This is a genomic window from Streptococcus mitis, from assembly GCF_016658865.1.
In the GTDB taxonomy this organism is placed as follows: domain Bacteria; phylum Bacillota; class Bacilli; order Lactobacillales; family Streptococcaceae; genus Streptococcus; species Streptococcus mitis_BT.
Genome location: NZ_CP067992.1, coordinates 598,876 through 615,187, shown reverse-complemented (window position 1 = coordinate 615,187; position 16,312 = coordinate 598,876). Strand labels below are relative to the sequence as shown.

General features: G+C 43.1%; 20 protein-coding genes. 2 read left to right on the top strand and 18 right to left on the bottom strand.

Going from position 1 to position 16,312, the window contains the following annotated elements; all coding sequences use genetic code 11:
- Positions 1–58: 58 nt before the first annotated feature.
- Genes glmM through cdaA form a run of 3 tightly spaced genes read right to left on the bottom strand, consistent with a single transcriptional unit; the run spans position 59 to position 3,059 of the window.
- On the bottom strand, positions 59–1,411 hold the full coding sequence (gene glmM, locus JJN14_RS03230; protein ID WP_201058890.1) for a phosphoglucosamine mutase: 1,353 nt from the start codon (positions 1,409–1,411) through the stop codon (positions 59–61).
- A 24-nt stretch (positions 1,412–1,435) separates the two neighbouring features.
- A complete protein-coding gene (locus tag JJN14_RS03225; protein WP_042750804.1) occupies positions 1,436–2,215 on the bottom strand; it encodes a YbbR-like domain-containing protein in 780 nt (259 codons plus the stop codon).
- Complete coding sequence (gene cdaA / locus JJN14_RS03220) at positions 2,202–3,059, bottom strand: diadenylate cyclase CdaA (RefSeq protein ID WP_236253711.1); 858 nt, start codon at positions 3,057–3,059, stop codon at positions 2,202–2,204. The genes JJN14_RS03225 and cdaA overlap by 14 nt, the downstream gene beginning before the upstream one ends.
- 139 nt (positions 3,060–3,198) lie before the next feature.
- Here cdaA and JJN14_RS03215 point away from each other — a divergent pair, with 139 nt between their 5' ends.
- Positions 3,199–4,167 (top strand): NAD(P)/FAD-dependent oxidoreductase, encoded by a 969-nt coding sequence (locus JJN14_RS03215; RefSeq protein WP_064275963.1) that lies wholly within the window; start codon positions 3,199–3,201, stop codon positions 4,165–4,167.
- 31 nt (positions 4,168–4,198) lie between these two features.
- Here the strand turns inward: JJN14_RS03215 and whiA are convergent, their stop codons facing one another.
- The 10 genes from whiA to JJN14_RS03165 form a co-directional block, all read right to left on the bottom strand.
- Positions 4,199–5,110 (bottom strand): DNA-binding protein WhiA, encoded by a 912-nt coding sequence (gene whiA, locus JJN14_RS03210; protein ID WP_049540853.1) that lies wholly within the window; start codon positions 5,108–5,110, stop codon positions 4,199–4,201.
- Positions 5,107–6,084 carry a YvcK family protein gene (locus tag JJN14_RS03205; RefSeq protein WP_001231075.1) on the bottom strand — a complete coding sequence of 326 codons (978 nt, stop codon included), beginning with the start codon at positions 6,082–6,084 and terminating at the stop codon, positions 5,107–5,109. The genes whiA and JJN14_RS03205 overlap by 4 nt, the downstream gene beginning before the upstream one ends.
- Entirely contained in the window at positions 6,081–6,971 is an 891-nt protein-coding gene (rapZ, locus tag JJN14_RS03200) for an RNase adapter RapZ (protein ID WP_020903049.1), read from the bottom strand. Before rapZ ends, JJN14_RS03205 begins: the two co-directional genes overlap by 4 nt.
- Positions 6,972–7,022: 51 nt before the next feature.
- Positions 7,023–7,403 carry a RidA family protein gene (locus JJN14_RS03195; protein ID WP_001140420.1) on the bottom strand — a complete coding sequence of 127 codons (381 nt, stop codon included), beginning with the start codon at positions 7,401–7,403 and terminating at the stop codon, positions 7,023–7,025.
- A 10-nt stretch (positions 7,404–7,413) separates the two neighbouring features.
- Entirely contained in the window at positions 7,414–8,001 is a 588-nt protein-coding gene (yihA, locus tag JJN14_RS03190) for a ribosome biogenesis GTP-binding protein YihA/YsxC (RefSeq protein WP_000405202.1), read from the bottom strand.
- Between the two features lie 8 nt (positions 8,002–8,009).
- The gene (clpX, locus tag JJN14_RS03185) at positions 8,010–9,242 is read right to left on the bottom strand and encodes an ATP-dependent Clp protease ATP-binding subunit ClpX (RefSeq protein WP_201058888.1); all 1,233 of its coding nucleotides are present in this window, start codon (positions 9,240–9,242) and stop codon (positions 8,010–8,012) included.
- 36 nt (positions 9,243–9,278) lie between these two features.
- Positions 9,279–9,449, bottom strand: a complete 171-nt coding sequence (locus tag JJN14_RS03180; RefSeq protein WP_000442260.1) for a hypothetical protein — start codon at positions 9,447–9,449, stop codon at positions 9,279–9,281.
- Positions 9,449–9,955 (bottom strand): dihydrofolate reductase, encoded by a 507-nt coding sequence (locus JJN14_RS03175; protein ID WP_201058887.1) that lies wholly within the window; start codon positions 9,953–9,955, stop codon positions 9,449–9,451. Before JJN14_RS03175 ends, JJN14_RS03180 begins: the two co-directional genes overlap by 1 nt.
- 119 nt (positions 9,956–10,074) lie before the next feature.
- Positions 10,075–10,749, bottom strand: a complete 675-nt coding sequence (gene cmk, locus JJN14_RS03170; protein WP_201058886.1) for a (d)CMP kinase — start codon at positions 10,747–10,749, stop codon at positions 10,075–10,077.
- A gap of 8 nt (positions 10,750–10,757) precedes the next feature.
- Positions 10,758–11,258, bottom strand: coding sequence for an SAG1386/EF1546 family surface-associated protein (locus JJN14_RS03165; RefSeq protein ID WP_094753757.1), 501 nt, complete (start codon positions 11,256–11,258; stop codon positions 10,758–10,760).
- A 45-nt stretch (positions 11,259–11,303) separates the two neighbouring features.
- Here JJN14_RS03165 and JJN14_RS03160 point away from each other — a divergent pair, with 45 nt between their 5' ends.
- Positions 11,304–11,501, top strand: coding sequence for a ferredoxin (locus JJN14_RS03160; protein WP_004235080.1), 198 nt, complete (start codon positions 11,304–11,306; stop codon positions 11,499–11,501).
- A 57-nt stretch (positions 11,502–11,558) separates the two neighbouring features.
- Here JJN14_RS03160 and JJN14_RS03155 read toward each other — a convergent pair whose 3' ends face one another.
- The 5 genes from JJN14_RS03155 to JJN14_RS03135 all read right to left on the bottom strand — a co-directional run bounded on the left by JJN14_RS03155 (position 11,559) and on the right by JJN14_RS03135 (position 16,229).
- Positions 11,559–12,524, bottom strand: coding sequence for a glycosyltransferase family 2 protein (locus tag JJN14_RS03155; protein WP_201058885.1), 966 nt, complete (start codon positions 12,522–12,524; stop codon positions 11,559–11,561).
- 1 nt (position 12,525) lies between these two features.
- The gene (gene galE / locus JJN14_RS03150; RefSeq protein ID WP_024057477.1) at positions 12,526–13,545 is read right to left on the bottom strand and encodes a UDP-glucose 4-epimerase GalE; all 1,020 of its coding nucleotides are present in this window, start codon (positions 13,543–13,545) and stop codon (positions 12,526–12,528) included.
- A 102-nt stretch (positions 13,546–13,647) separates the two neighbouring features.
- Entirely contained in the window at positions 13,648–14,751 is a 1,104-nt protein-coding gene (locus JJN14_RS03145) for an NAD(P)/FAD-dependent oxidoreductase (RefSeq protein WP_201058884.1), read from the bottom strand.
- A gap of 16 nt (positions 14,752–14,767) precedes the next feature.
- Positions 14,768–15,565, bottom strand: a complete 798-nt coding sequence (locus JJN14_RS03140; RefSeq protein WP_201058883.1) for a Nif3-like dinuclear metal center hexameric protein — start codon at positions 15,563–15,565, stop codon at positions 14,768–14,770.
- Positions 15,552–16,229, bottom strand: coding sequence for a tRNA (adenine(22)-N(1))-methyltransferase (locus JJN14_RS03135; RefSeq protein WP_201058882.1), 678 nt, complete (start codon positions 16,227–16,229; stop codon positions 15,552–15,554). The genes JJN14_RS03140 and JJN14_RS03135 overlap by 14 nt, the downstream gene beginning before the upstream one ends.
- Positions 16,230–16,312: the final 83 nt, after the last annotated feature.

Here is a 16,312-nt window from a genome sequence, read left to right as displayed (position 1 = left end):
CTACAATATTATAAGCTATTGTACCATAATTTTTTATTTTCATCTAGTTTTCTAGGATTTAGTCAATCCCGATTTCAGCTCGAACTACGTCTGCGATGGTATCAACATAGTAGTCCACTTCTTCTGTTGTAGGCGCTTCTGCCATGACACGCAAAAGGGGCTCTGTTCCACTTGGGCGAACAAGAATACGCCCATTCCCTGCCATTTCTTCTTCCATCTTCTCGATGATAGCCTTGATAGCTGGAACTTCCATAGCCTTTTCCTTCATGGCATTTTCCACTCGGATATTGACTAATTTTTGTGGATAGATAGTTACTTCTGCAGCCAACTCTGACAAGCTCTTACCAGTTTCCTTCATGATTTTTGTCAATTGGACAGCTGATAATTGACCATCACCCGTTGTATTGTAGTCCATCAAGATGATGTGACCAGACTGTTCACCACCGAGGTTGTAGCCTGATTTTCTCATTTCTTCCACAACATAGCGATCGCCAACTGCAGTCACTGCCTTGTTAATGCCTTCACGGTCCAAGGCCTTGTGGAAACCAAGGTTGGACATAACAGTTGTCACGATTGTATTTTGGGCCAATTGTCCTTTTTCAGAAAGGTATTTCCCGATGATGTACATAATCTTGTCACCATCAACGATGTCGCCATTTTCATCAACAGCAATCAAACGGTCACTGTCTCCGTCAAAGGCCAAACCAATAGCTGAGCCGCTTTCTTTGACCACATCTTGAAGAGCTTCTGGGTGAGTTGAACCAACATTAAGGTTGATGTTAAGACCATCTGGTGTTTCCCCGATAACAGTTAATTGAGCGCCAAGGTCTGCAAAGATTTGACGGGCACTTGTAGACGCCGCACCGTTTGCTGTGTCCAAGGCAACCTTCATTCCCTCAAGAGGAGTTCCAGTTGAAACAAGGTAGCCTTCATACTTACGCAAGCCTTCTGGATAATCTACCAAGGTTCCCAAGCCTTCTGCACTTGGACGAGGAAGAGTATCTTCCGCAGCGTCTAGCAAGGCTTCAATTTCTGCTTCTTTTTCATCGTCCAGTTTGAAGCCATCACCGCCAAAGAACTTAATTCCGTTATCAAGGGCTGGATTGTGGCTAGCAGAAATCATGACACCAGCACTTGCTCCTTCAGTTTTTACCAAGTAAGCTACTGCTGGTGTTGCCAAAACACCTAGTTTGTATACGTGAATACCAACTGAAAGAAGACCAGCTACCAAGGCAGATTCTAGCATTTCCCCAGAAATACGTGTATCACGTCCTACAAAAACTTTCGGTGCTTCCGTTTCATGTTGGCTAAGAACATAGCCTCCAAAACGTCCTAGTTTAAAGGCCAATTCTGGCGTTAATTCTACGTTAGCTTCTCCACGGACTCCATCAGTCCCAAAATATTTACCCATTTTTATAAAATCCTTTTCCTATTTTTAATTCGTTTTTGAACTAGTTGCTTTCGTTGACGAAGATGTCTCCGACGAACTGCTTGTTGTTGAATTTGATGTGCTTGAACTTGGTGCTACTGGTTTTGTAGTCACCTTCATTGTCGTGTCGAACGGAGTAATAACTGCCGGTAAGACAACACCATTGCGATCGATTGCCTGCAAAGGTACTGAACCACTGTAATTACCTGTTATTCGTTCGCTGGTTGGTAAAAGCGCAATAACTTTGTCAATCTTAGCTAATGTTTCCTGGTCAGTTGTGACCGAAACTCGTTCGTTTGACACGGTTATACTATCAATTTGTAACTTGGGATCAATCTGGCTTTGGTCAACTTGTGGCACAACAAGCATCCCATCTCGCTTAACCTTCTTCCCAACTTTCACTGTAATCTTTTGAGGCGTTGCCACAGCGGTCAATCCACTTGGAAGATTTTCAATATTCAAGGGAACTTCAATCGTTCCAACACTGGCATCCGTCAAATCAGCAGTTACCTTAAACTTACGAGTGCTCTCCTGCATTTCGCTGGCCAAGGTCACACGATTGGCTCCGGTTAATACCACTGAAACTTCTGATGCAAATCCGCTAATGAAATACTGGTCATCATCATAGTGAATAACGATAGGAACGTTCGTTATCGTATTGGTGTAAGTTTCTGATTTAACCTGCCTTGCGGTATTACTATTTTGAAAGTTGGTTGACGTTGCATAGATGAATAAGATACAAGCAAAAAAGAGAGATGAAATGATGTATAGACTATTTTTTCTCATATTTCCAACCTCCTAACAAACGGTCCTTGAAACTGACTTTTTCCTCAACGGCTGGCAAAAGAATTGCTCGTAGCTCTGCTTCAAATTCTTCAATCGTCAAGTCGTGCTTGAAAACACCGTTATAGGTAATAGAAATGCCACCTGTTTCCTCTGAGACGATGAAGGTCAAGGCATCGGATACTTCTGACAAACCGATAGCCGCCCGGTGTCTGGTCCCAAATTCCTTGGAAATCCCTGTGCTTTCTGTCAAGGGCAGATAGGCAGAGGTGACTGCAATCCGATTTTCTCTGATAATCACAGCACCATCGTGTAGGGGAGTGTTGGGGATAAAGATATTAATAAGGAGTTCAGCTGAAATATTGGCATCCAAGGGAATTCCTGTCGCGATGTATTCTTGTAAGGTCCGAACTCGTTGAATGGCAACCAGAGCACCAATCTTACGAGGACTCATGTATTCAACTGACTTGACAAAGGCACGAATCATTTGCTCTTCTGAACTAATTTGAGTAGTAGAAAAGAAATCTGTTGCCCTTCCCAAACGTTCCAAACCAGTCCGAATCTCTGGAGAGAAGATAACAACCGCAGCAATAACCCCATAGGTGATAATCTGATTAATCAACCAAGAAATCGTTGTTAAACCAAGGATATTGGCTACAACCTGGGCTAATACAAAGATCACGACCCCACGCACCAAAATCATAATCTTGGTGCCAGCTATCGCTTTTGTAAAACGATATAAAATATAGGCCACAATCAAAATATCAAACAGATTGATGGCAATACTCCAAGGACTAGAAAACAAGCTAGTCCAATATTGCAGGTTGGATAATTGTTGAAAGTTCATCTGCTGTCTCCTCTCTGTCCAAACACGTTCCTTTCTATTATACCATTTTTCTGACATTTTTTTCCCTATCCTACTTCATTTTAAATTAAAGAAAAAATATGATAAAATAAACTGACTAGAAAAAAACAAAGGAGAAACCATGTCTCAGCTATATGATATTACCATTGTAGGTGGTGGTCCTGTCGGTCTTTTTGCGGCCTTTTACGCCCACCTACGCCAAGCCAAGGTCCAAATCATCGACTCTCTTCCCCAGTTAGGTGGACAACCTGCCATCCTCTATCCTGAAAAGGAAATCCTAGACGTTCCAGGTTTCCCAAACCTGACTGGAGAAGAATTGACCAACCGTCTAATCGAGCAATTAAATGGCTTTGATACCCCTATTCATCTCAACGAAACGGTTCTTGAGATTGAAAAACAAGATCAAGGCTTTGTAATTACAACTTCTAAAGGAAGTCACCTTTCTAAAACTGTTATCATCGCTATGGGTGGCGGTGCCTTTAAACCACGTCCTCTAGAACTAGAAGGCGTTGAGGGTTATGAAAATATCCACTACCACGTTTCCAACATCCAGCAATATGCTGGTAAGAAAGTGACGATTCTTGGTGGAGGAGACTCGGCTGTGGATTGGGCTTTGGCTTTTGAAAAAATTGCGCCGACTACCCTTGTCCACCGCAGAGATAATTTCCGCGCCTTGGAGCACAGTGTCCAAGCCTTGCAAGAATCATCTGTATCCATCAAGACACCATTCGTCCCTAGCCAACTCCTTGGAGATGGAAAAACGCTCGATAAACTTGAAATCACAAAAGTTAAATCTGACGAAACAGAAACGATTGACCTAGACCACCTCTTTGTCAACTATGGTTTCAAATCTTCTGTCGGTAACCTTAAAAACTGGGGGCTGGACCTCAACCGCCACAAGATTATCGTCAACAGCAAACAAGAATCCAGCCAAGCAGGTATCTATGCTATCGGTGACTGCTGCTACTATGACGGAAAAATTGATTTGATTGCGACAGGACTGGGCGAAGCTCCAACTGCTGTCAACAATGCTATCAACTACATCGACCCTGAGCAAAAAGTGCAACCAAAACACTCTACTAGTTTATAAAAAAGAACCACGAGTCCTACGATTCGTGGTTTTATAGTTCATCGGCTAATTTGTTTATCTTTCTGAGTCTGTGGTTGACACCACTTTTTGTAAGGGGAGTGCTGAGACTATCTGCTAACTGCTGGATAGAGTAGTCTGGGTGCTGAATCCGCAATTGCGCTACCTCCTGCAAATCCACCGGCAGATTTTCTAAGCCCATAATATCTTTAATTTTGCTGATATTGTTGATAGTCTTCATGCTGGCAGAAACTGTCCGAGCGATATTAGCTGTTTCGGCATTATTAGCCCGATTGAGGTCATTACGGGTTTCTCGCAAAATCTTTACTCTCTCAAAGTCATCACGCGCCTGCATGGCTCCGATGACGATCAAGAAGTCCATAATGTCTTCGGCACGCTGGAGATAGGTCACAGCCCCCTTCTTGCGCTCAAGAACCTTGGCATCCAGTAAAAATTGCTGGAGAAGAGAGGCAATCCCTTGCGCGTGGTCCAGATAAACAGAACTGATTTCCAACTGGTACTTGCCTGACTCAGGGTCACGAATGCTTCCATTTGCCAAGAAAGCGCCACAAAGATAAGCACGACCTGCTTCCTCGTCTGATAAAATTGCCTCATCAATACCTGTTTCCAGGCCAAAGAAAGAGTCTGCCAAGTGCAAATCACTCAACAAGTCCTGCACCTTTTCATCTGTAAAAACGGTATAGACTCGATTCTTGCGAAGATTGCTCCGTTGGTGATGGCGAATTTCTGATTTGATTTCATAGAAATGGAGAAAGGACTCATAGAGGTGACGAGCCAATTTAGCATTTTCTGTCACGACAGACAAGGTCAAACCCGAAGTCGAGAGACCGATACTGCCAGACATTTTGATAATGGCAGATAATTCATGCCGGCTCAGATGGTGTTGACCTAAGATTTCTTCTTTTACTGCTACTGTGAAACTCATTTTCTCACCTGTATAATCCGCATCAACTCATCCACGATCAAATCTCCATCGTGAAAGGCACCCCCATTTTCCAGACGAAGGAAGTTAGAGGAAATCACGCGCGGAACTTGCTTACAAAGACCAGCAAAATCATGTTCCACCTGCACTAAGTATTCATCAAAACGGTTGGAATTCATGTATTCCTGAGGCACTTTTTCAATATTCACCAAGACAGTATCGATAAAAGGTCGGCCAAGGTGACGATGCAAGACCTCTACGTGGTCACTATCTGTAAAGTGTTCCGTCTCCCCACGTTGGGTCATGATATTGCAGACATAGGCGATTTCTGCCTTGGTTTCCAAAAGTGCCTGCCCGATTTCCTTAATCACGATATTGGGCAAAATCGAGGTAAAGAGGGAACCAGGTCCGAGGACAATCATGTCACTTTCAAGAATGGTCTGCACTACTCGACGACTGGCCAGAGGCGTATCATCGTTGAGGGTATTGGTCACATAGACATGGTCAATCATGCCTGGATGGTCTGCAATATGACTCTCTCCAGCCACTTCTGTCCCATCCTGAAAGACTGCATGAAGGGTCAATGGATGGTCACTGGAAGGATAAATCTTCCCAGTTGTATGGAAAAATTTGCTCAGTAACTGCATGGCATTATAGGTCGAACCCTGCATTTCTGACAAGCCAGCAATGATGAGATTACCCAATGGATGACCAGCAAAGGCTCCTGCATCTTCAGAAAAGCGATACTGAAAGACTTTCTCATAAAACTTAGGCATATCCGACATGGCCACAAGGACATTGCGGAGATCTCCTGGCGGTGTCAACTGCTGCATGTTTTTTCGGAGTTCACCTGATGAACCACCATCATCGGCCACCGTTACGATAGCAGCGATTTCCACATCTTTTTCACGCAGACTTTTAAGAATGACGGGGATCCCAGTCCCTCCACCAATCACCGTTATCTTTGGTTTTCTCATGAACGGTTTACCGTTTCCTTTCTTCGGTCTTTGTCGCGATGCCCTTCATTAACAGGCCAATTCTTGGATAAGTCCTGCGCCAAGCGTTTAGCAAAGGCCACACTACGGTGTTGCCCACCCGTACAACCCATAGCAATGGTCAAAACGGACTTACCTTCCTTTTGGTAACTTGGCAAAATCGGCTCAATCAAGGCCAACAAATGTTGATAGAAGTCTTCTGACTCAGGGTGATTCATGACATAGTCATAAACTGGTTCATCTACACCCGTTTGGTTTCGCAGTTCTGGAAGGTAGTATGGATTTGGCAAGAAACGGACATCAAAAACCAAGTCTGCATCAATCGGGATTCCATATTTAAAGCCAAAAGACATGACTTCGATACGGAAAGACTGGGCTTGTTCCTGATCAGAAAACTGCTCTGCAATGGTTTTACGCAGTTCACGAGGAGTAAGTTCAGTTGTATCCACCACATTTTGGCTCATATTTTTCAAAGGCGCCAAGAGTTCACGTTCCAGCTTGATGCCATCCAAAATCCGTCCATCTGCAGCTAGTGGGTGACTCCGTCTGGTTTCCTTGTAACGAGCGACCAATTCCTTATCAGCTGCATCCAAAAAGAGAATTTTAAAGTCCAGTTCTTCCTTGTTTTCCAACTCATCCAAAACAGCTTGAATCTCTGAGAAGAAAGAACGGCTACGCATATCTACTACCAAGGCCAACTTATGGTCGTCTTCCTTTGTTTCCACCAACTGCAAAAACTTAGGCAAGAGAGCTGGAGGCATATTATCAATAGTAAAATAACCCAAATCTTCGAAGGACTGAATGGCAACTGTTTTCCCTGCACCACTCATTCCTGTCACAATCACCAAGTGAAGTTGTTTCTTTGTCATCTTTTTCTCCTTATATCAAAAGAAGTTTGGCAGAACCAAACTTCAACTAGCTTATCCAATCTCTGCGATGACTTCGATTTCGACTTTTACATCACGAGGAAGACGAGCTACCTCTACTGCTGAACGAGCTGGAAATTCCTCTTTAAAGGCCGTTTGGTAAACCTCGTTAAAAGGAACAAAGTCGTTCATATCGCTCAAGAAACAAGTTGTTTTGACAACATGGTCAAAGTCAGTTCCTGCCTCTGCCAAAATAGCACCGATGTTTTTTAAGACTTGTTCTGTCTGTTCTTGGATCGTTTCTCCAACGATTTCCCCAGTTTCAGGAGAGAGAGGAACTTGACCACTAGCAAACAAAAGGTTGCCAACGATTTTTCCTTGAACATAGGGTCCGATAGCCTTTGGAGCTTTGTCTGTATGAATTGTTTTTGCCATTTTCTTTTCCTCACAATTTTTCTAAGATTGCATCCCAAGCTTCATCCATCCCTGCCTTGCTGACAGATGAAAAGAGGATAAAGTCATCACTTGGGTCAAAGTTTAATTTCTTTTTGATTGCTGATTCGTGCTTGTTCCATTTACCACGTGGAATCTTGTCCGCCTTGGTCGCCACAATGATGACTGGAATCTCATAATACTTGAGAAATTCGTACATCTGCACATCATCTGCTGATGGGTCATGACGGAGGTCAACTAGACTAACCACCGCACGCAGATTTTCCCGAGTCGTTAGGTATTCCTCAATCATGCGCCCCCACTTTTCACGTTCCTTTTTAGAAACGCGGGCATAACCATAACCAGGCACATCCACAAAGCGCATCTTGTCATCAATGTTAAAGAAGTTGAGAAGTTGAGTTTTACCAGGCTTACCTGACGTACGGGCCAGATTCTTACGATTCAGCATGGTGTTGATAAAGCTAGACTTGCCAACATTTGAACGCCCTGCTAGGGCAATCTCTGGCAGTTCATCCTGTGGGTAGTGGGATTTATTCGCCGCACTGAGCAAGATTTCAGCATTGTGTGTATTGATTTCCATAGTCACCTCTAGGCTGTTTCCAAGATTGGTTTATCCGTTCCATCGACAGCTTCTTTTGTGATGCGAACCAATTTCACATTTTCCTGACTCGGTACTTCAAACATGACATCTAGCATGGTTTCTTCAATAATTGAGCGAAGACCACGCGCACCTGTCTTCCGTTCGATGGCCTTATTGGCGATTTCTTGAAGGGCTTCGTCGTCAAATTCCAACTCGACATCATCATAAGAAAGCAAGGTTTGGTATTGTTTCACCAAGGCATTTCTTGGCTCTTTCAAGATGCGAACCAAGTCATCCACTGTCAATTGCTCCAGAGCTGCAAAGACTGGCAAGCGCCCAATCAACTCTGGGATAATACCAAATTTTTGAATATCTTCTGCGATGATTTCTTGCATGTATGAGCTGTTTTCATCAATCGCTTTATTGTTTTGACCAAATCCGATGACTTTTTCTCCAAGACGTTGTTTGACAATTTCTTCGATACCATCAAAGGCACGACCCACGATGAAGAGGATATTTTTTGTATCCACTTGAATCATCTCTTGTTGTGGATGTTTACGTCCACCTTGAGGTGGTACGCTGGCAACGGTTCCCTCGATAATCTTGAGAAGGGCTTGTTGTACCCCTTCACCAGAAACATCACGTGTGATAGAAACGTTCTCGCTTTTCTTGGCAATCTTGTCAATTTCATCCACGTAGATAATCCCACGCTCTGCACGTTCGATGTTAAAGTCAGCAGCCTGCAATAGTTTGAGAAGGATATTTTCCACATCCTCACCCACATAACCAGCCTCAGTCAGAGCTGTCGCATCTGCAATCGCAAAAGGCACATTCAAGCTCTTAGCCAAGGTCTGAGCAAGGAAAGTTTTCCCTGAACCAGTTGGTCCAATCATCAAGATGTTTGACTTCTGCAAATCCACATCTTCTGACTCTTCACGCGTATCGTGGAAATTAATACGTTTGTAGTGGTTGTAAACAGCTACTGCCAAGGCACGTTTAGCACGATCTTGACCGATTACATAGTGGTTCAAGATATGGAGGAGTTCGATTGGTTTTGGCACCTCAGACAAGTCTGCCAAGACTTCCTCAGCCAACTCCTCTCGAATGATTTCCTGGGCCAACTCCACACATTCATTACAGATAAAGGCGTTGTTCCCAGCGATTATTTTTTGTACTTCTTCTTGGCTTTTGCCACAAAATGAGCAATAAACCATCATATCATTATTCCTATTTGTAGGCATGATTTCCTTCCGTTCTATTCTATACTGTCATTCTATCTAAAATAAGGTCATGTAAAAAGCATGGATACTATTGACCAAATTGGTAAAGGCATTTAACCAGAGCAGGACAGAAAGTCCATAGCGCTTTTTACGAAAAGCCTGTGCTCCTGCAAGCAAGCAGACCAAGCACAGCATGGCTGTGAAAAAACCAAATATACTACGTTCCATTAGACTTCCTTTCTCTTGCGGTATTGGATGGTAAAATCATAAGGATTTTTCTCATCTTTGGTATAGGATTTGCTTGAAATCGTCTCAAAAAGAGACAAGTCAAACTCTTCAGGAAAATAGGTATCTCCTTCCACCCGAGCATGAATTTGAGTCACAATCACTTCATCAAGGTAGGGTTCAAAAGCCTGAAAAATCTGCTTTCCACCAAGAATATAGAGATTCTTTTCTTGAGCCTGATACCAGCCCAAGACAGACTGGACATCATAAAAAGTAGTAACCCCATCTATCTTTTCTTCCAAATTACGCGTCAAAATCAAGGTCTCCCGTTTTGGAAGCAGTCGACGTCCCATCCCATCAAAGGTCACGCGTCCCATCAAGATAGTATGATTCAGAGTTGTTTCTTTAAAGTGTTGCAATTCTGCTGGCAAATACCAAGGCAGACGATTGTCCTTACCAATCACACCCTCTTCATCCTGGGCCCAAATAGCTACAATTTTCTTAGTCATGCTTCCATCCTTTTCACTGATAGTACTATTTTATCAAAAAACTCAAAAAAAGACTGGTTTGGAATGCGTTCAGTTTGATAGAAAAGAAGCAGGCTAGCTTTAGCCTGCTTCTCCGGTCCCTAGGACATACGTTTCTTTGCTTCTGATTCAATTTTTTTGACTACTTCTTGAATGTTCAAGCCAGTTGTATCAAGGTAGACAGCGTCCTCTGCTTGTTTGAGAGGTGAAGTCTCACGATGGCTATCCTTGTAGTCACGCTCAGCAATCTCCTCTTTTAGGGTTTCAAGGTCTGTTTCAATTCCCTTGGCAATATTTTCCTTGTAACGACGCTCTGCTCTTTCATCAACAGAAGCTACTAGGAAAATTTTCAATTCTGCTTTTGGCAATACAACAGTCCCAATATCGCGACCATCCATGACAATCCCACCTTGCTGGGCAATCTCTTGTTGGAGAGAAACTAGTTTCTCACGTACTTCAGGAATTGCTGCAATAGCTGAAACATGATTGGTAACTTCATTTTCACGAATAGGATGGGTAATATCCACATCTCCTACAAAGACAAGTTGTTCTCCAGTTTCTGAGCGCCCAAAACTGATTGGATGCTGGTCCAATAAGGCTAAAAGTTCCTCAATCTCTTCCAATCCTAACTGGTGTTTCAGAGCCATATAGGTCGCTGCACGATACATAGCACCTGTATCTAGATAGGTGTAACCAAAATTTTTAGCAATAATCTTAGCAACCGTACTCTTACCGCTTGAAGCTGGACCATCGATAGCAATTTGAATTGTTTTCATATCAACTCCTATTTGATTTTGATAACATCACCTGGATTAGCAAACCAAGACCCTGTAGCCATATGCCCAGGATTCAAGGCCTCTAGCTGAGCAATCGAGATTCCTGCACGAGCGGCAATGGTTGCTTCTCCTTCTCCAGCCTGAACTGTAATTGTCCCTTCACTATCAGTATGCTCTTCAGAATGTCTTTCACTAGAAGAGCTCTCTGTAGAAGTTGCTTCTTCAGTCTTGCTAGATGAAGATGCGGATTCTTCTGTTACAGAGGTTGAAACAGGGGCAGATGAATCATAAAAATCTTTCAAGGCTGCTGTACGATTACTCCCTCCACTTGAAAGGTAAATCAATACTATTATCATTACTACAACAATCACGAAAAAGAGACTAGCTAGAATCGTCAAGACACGATTTGCAACAATACCTGTACCTTTTTGATTACGTTGACGTCGTTCCGTTCTTGTCTGTTCTTCCTGATTCTCATAAATATCTTCTTGCCACGGTTCTTTTGCCATACCTTACTCCTTGTTTTTTTTTACTTTTCTTATTACAATATAAATATGAAAATCACACTTATACCTGAACGCTGCATTGCCTGTGGGCTTTGCCAAACTTATTCTGAATTATTTGATTACCACGATAATGGAATCGTGCGTTTTTACGATGACCCTGACCAACTAGAAAAAGAAATCTCTCCTAGTCAGGACGTCGTAGAAGCTGTTAGAAACTGTCCGACACGTGCCTTGATTAAAGATTAACTCTAATATCGATAAGAACGTTCCACTCCTTCTAGTTTAGCATATTTCCATGCAAAATTATAGTCTTTTCTCTTTATTTTTTTCTGTAAAATCAGGAAGGTCACTTTTTTCTTTGACAAGATAAAGTGGTCTTTTTTTAGTCTCTAGATAAATCTTACTGATATACTTGCCGAGAATCCCAATGGTCAAGAGTTGGATTCCCCCAAGAAAGAGAATGACAGCCATCAGAGAGGTCCAACCTGATGTCGAATTGCCCAAAATAAGGGTCCGAACCACAACGAAAAAGGTCATAAGCAGAGAAATAAAACAAGATAGGAGACCAGCCACAAAGGCGATAATCAAGGGAAAATCTGAAAAATTAACAATCCCTTCAATGGAGTAGAAAAAGAGTTGCCTAAAACTCCAACTGGTCTTGCCAGCCTGCCTTTCGACATTTGGATAGTCCAGATAGTGGGTTTTAAAGCCGACCCAGGCAAAGAGTCCCTTGGAAAAACGATTGGACTCAGTCAAGCTTAAAATGGCATCCACTACAGATCTTCTCATCATGCGAAAATCACGGACACCTGACGGCAGGGCTACTGGACTAATTTTTTTCATGAAGCCGTAAAAGAGATTGGCACAAACACTGCGAAAGAAGGGTTCTCCCCCTCGACTGGTTCTGCGTGTTCCAACACAGTCCAAGTCTGCATTTTTGTCTAGTAGAGCTTTCATCTCAAGCAACATACTAGGAGGATCTTGGAGGTCTGCATCCATCACCACCACCAAATCTCCTGTCGCATATTGCAAGCCTGCATAGAGAGCTGCTTCTTTGCCAAAATTTCGCGAGAAAGAAATATAATGAACTGCCGGATTTTGCTCCCGATAGGACTTTAAGAGTTCCAAGGTCCCATCACTTGATCCATCATCGACAAAGACATACTCGATTTCTGTTTCCAAATCTGGAAGTAAAGCTTCCAAAGCCTGATAAAAAAGAGGAAGTACTTCCTCTTCGTTTAAACAGGGGACAATGATTGACATCACCATCTTAGTCTTCAAATCCATTTGGATGCTTGCTTTGCCAACGCCATGCGTCTTCACACATTTGGGTGATGCCTAATTCTGCTTCCCAGCCCAGTTCTGCTTTGGCTTTTGCAGGATCTGAATAGCAGGCTGCGATATCCCCTGGGCGACGGTCTACGATGCGGTAAGGAATTGGGCGTCCCACTGCTTTTTCCATATTTTGGATAATTTCAAGAACTGAGTAGCCTTTACCTGTTCCAAGGTTATAAACGTTTAGACCTGAACCTTTTTGGATTTTTTTCAGAGCTGCAACGTGACCTTTGGCCAAATCGACGACGTGGATATAATCACGAACACCAGTTCCATCTTCCGTATCGTAATCGTCTCCAAACACTTGCACTTGCTCTAATTTCCCAACGGCTACTTGAGTCACATATGGCAAGAGGTTGTTTGGAATACCATTTGGATTTTCTCCTAGGTCTCCACTTTCATGAGCTCCGATTGGGTTAAAATAACGAAGCAAGACCACATTCCATTCTGAGTCTGCCTTGTAGATATCTGTCAAAATTTCCTCAAGCATAAGCTTAGTGCGGCCATATGGATTAGTCACTGAAAGTGGGAAATCTTCCAAGATTGGCACTGTATGAGGATCTCCGTAAACTGTCGCAGAAGAACTGAAAATGATGTTTTTACAGTTGTTTTCTTCCATGACCTTCAAAAGACTAACAGTTCCAGCAATATTGTTGTCATAGTAGGCAAGAGGAATACGGGTTGATTCGCCGACAGCCTTCAAACCAGCAAAGTGAATGACACCAGTTGGTTCTTCTTGTTTGAAAATGTCACGAAGAGTATCTGTATCACGGATATCTGCCTCATAGAAAGGCACTTCAACTCCTGTAATTCTCTCAACAACTTCTAAACTTTTTCTGTTACTATTCACAAGGTTATCCACCACAACAACTTGATGACCTGCTTGGATTAACTCAATAACTGTGTGGGTTCCGATAAAACCTGCTCCACCCGTTACCAAAATCTTTTCTTGCATCTTTTTTCCTCGATTCTCGGATTATTTTTTCTTATTTTACCATTTTTGATAGGGAATGTCATTTGCCATCCTAGAGGGGAGACTAAAATTTCAGTAAAATGCTTATTCGCTTTTTACTCGTTTGACATAGTTTTCAATTGGGTAATTTAGAGGGTCCAAGGTCAACTCCTTTTCTTGGATCAGTTGAGCTAGATGGTAGCCAATGATAGGACCCGTTGTGAGGCCTGATGAACCTAGTCCACTGGCTGCATAGACACCTGACAATTCTGGAACCTCTCCAAAGAAAGGAGAGAAATCACTGGTATAGGCACGGATTCCCACACGTTCACCAGATGATTTCGCTTCTGCCAAGGTTGGGTAGTGAGGAAAGGCTGCCTCCTCCATTTTCTGGAGTAAAGTTTCATCTACCGTCAAATCAAATCCCATGTCATTTTCATGAGTAGCACCTAAGGACAATTTCCCACCTGTAAAAGGAATCAAATCCCACTCCCCCTCGGGCATAACAACAGGGTAGGATTCCAGGTCTTGAACAAGTTGATAGTCTCGTAATTGCCCTTTTTGAGGGCGAACATCCACTTCATATCCCAAGGGTTCTAATATTTGTCCCAACCAAGCTCCCGTCGCCAAAATAACCTGATCAAACACCTCTTCGCCAATCTGGTAACCTGATGCTAAAGGTGTCAGAGTTACTTTTTCTTTGACCAGCTTGACCTGACTGGCTTCTAGCAAACGAGTCACCAAGAGTTGACCATCTACTCTCGCTCCACCAGAAGCATAGAGCAAGCGATCAAATCCCTGCAAGCCAGGGAATAATTCATTAGCTGATGCTTGGTCCAGAATGGCTAATTGCCCTATCAAGGGAGATTCTTCCCTACGCTGAAGGGCTAGTTGATAGAGTTCTTCTAGCTTGGATTCGTCCTTTTTCAAGAGAAAGACTCCCGAACGCTGGTAAAAGTCGATTTCTTGTCCTGACTTCTCTAAATCAGCTAATAAATCCACATAAAAGTCAGCCCCCAAGCGCGCCATTTTGTACCAGGCCTTATTGCGACGTTTGGAAAACCAAGGACTGATAATTCCTGCTGCGGCCTTGGTAGCCTGACCTTGTCCATGGTCAAAGACGGTCACCTCTATGTCACTTTCTTTCGAGAGGTAGTAGGCAGCTGTGGCACCTACAATCCCTGCTCCGATAATGGCAACTTTTTTCATTGTCTTCACCTTCTAATTAGATATGGTGGAAAGGATTGGTTGATGCCTGACTAGGTAAGACATCAATAGGCCAGCCATTTTCTACCTTCCATTGAGTAAGGAGTGCAGAGATTTTTTCCACAAAAATCACTTCGATATAGTGGCCTGGGTCCAATGCCAGTAACCCATCAGACAACATATCCTGGGCAGTGTGGTAGTAAATATCACCAGTGATATAAACATCTGCCCCCTTTGCCAAAGCATCCTTATAGAAAGACTGCCCGCTACCACCACAGATGGCCACTCTTGAAATAGGCTTCTGCAAATCTCTCTCTTGATAATGCACCAATCGAAGGCTATCTAAACCAAAGACTTGCTTGACATGCTGGGCCAATTCCCCAAATGTCTGAGGCTGAACATTCCCAATACGTCCAATTCCACGTTCAGGACCTGTCTCCTGCAGATAGGTCGTTTCCTCGATACCTAGCATCTGACAGAACCAATCATTGAGACCATTTTCAACGATATCAATATTGGTATGGCTGACATAAACTGCAATGTTATGCTTGATGAGGTCGATGTAAATCTGATTTTGCGGACGGCTAGATACCAAGTCCTTGATAGGACGGAAAATCGGCGCGTGCTTGGCAATAATCAAGTCCACACCCTTTTCAATGGCTTCAGCCACCGTTTCTTCACGAATATCGAGAGCCACCATGACCCTTTGGATATCCTTGTCCAAAGTGCCAATTTGCAGACCACGACTGTCTCCCTCCATGGAAAATTCCTGAGGACAAAAAGCTTCATACACGTTAATCACTTCACTTGCTAACATGGAGCACCTCCTTGATGGCTTGAATTTTATCTACTAGAACTTGACGTTCTTCCAAATTTTTTTCAGGGATTTGTCCAAGGGCGAACTCTAGCTTAGCAGCTTCTTTTTGCCATTTTTGGACAAAGACTGGACTGATCTCTTTGGACAAGAAAGGTCCAAAGCGAACATCACTGGCTGATAGCTTCATTTGTCCTGCTTCCACCACCAAAATCTCGTAAAACTTGCCAGCTTCTTCTAAGATGCTTTCAGCTACAATCTGAAATCCGTTCTCTTGTAGCCAGATACGCAAGTCGTCTTCACGATTATTGGGCTGAAGGATCAATCGTTCTACATTAGCTAACTTGTCCAAGCCTTCTTCTAAAATCCTAGCAATCAAACGACCACCCATACCAGCAATGGTAATGACAGACACTTGGTCTGACTCTTCAAAGGCTGCCAAGCCATTGGCTAAACGAACCTGGATTTTCTCCTTTAGGCTGTGAGCCTCAACATTTTTGACTGCAGATTGGTAGGGACCTTCCACCACCTCACCTGCAATGGCACTTTCGATTTTTCCTCTTTCGACCAAGTCGATAGGCAGATAAGCATGGTCACTTCCCACATCTAGTAAAATAGCTCCCTGTGGCACAAAGGAAGCCACTAATTCTAATCTCTTTGAAATCATTTTCTCTCACTTTCCAAAACTCTATTACCTCTTATTATACCACATTTCAGCTGGCAATCTTGTACCTAAAAAGACCGCAATCC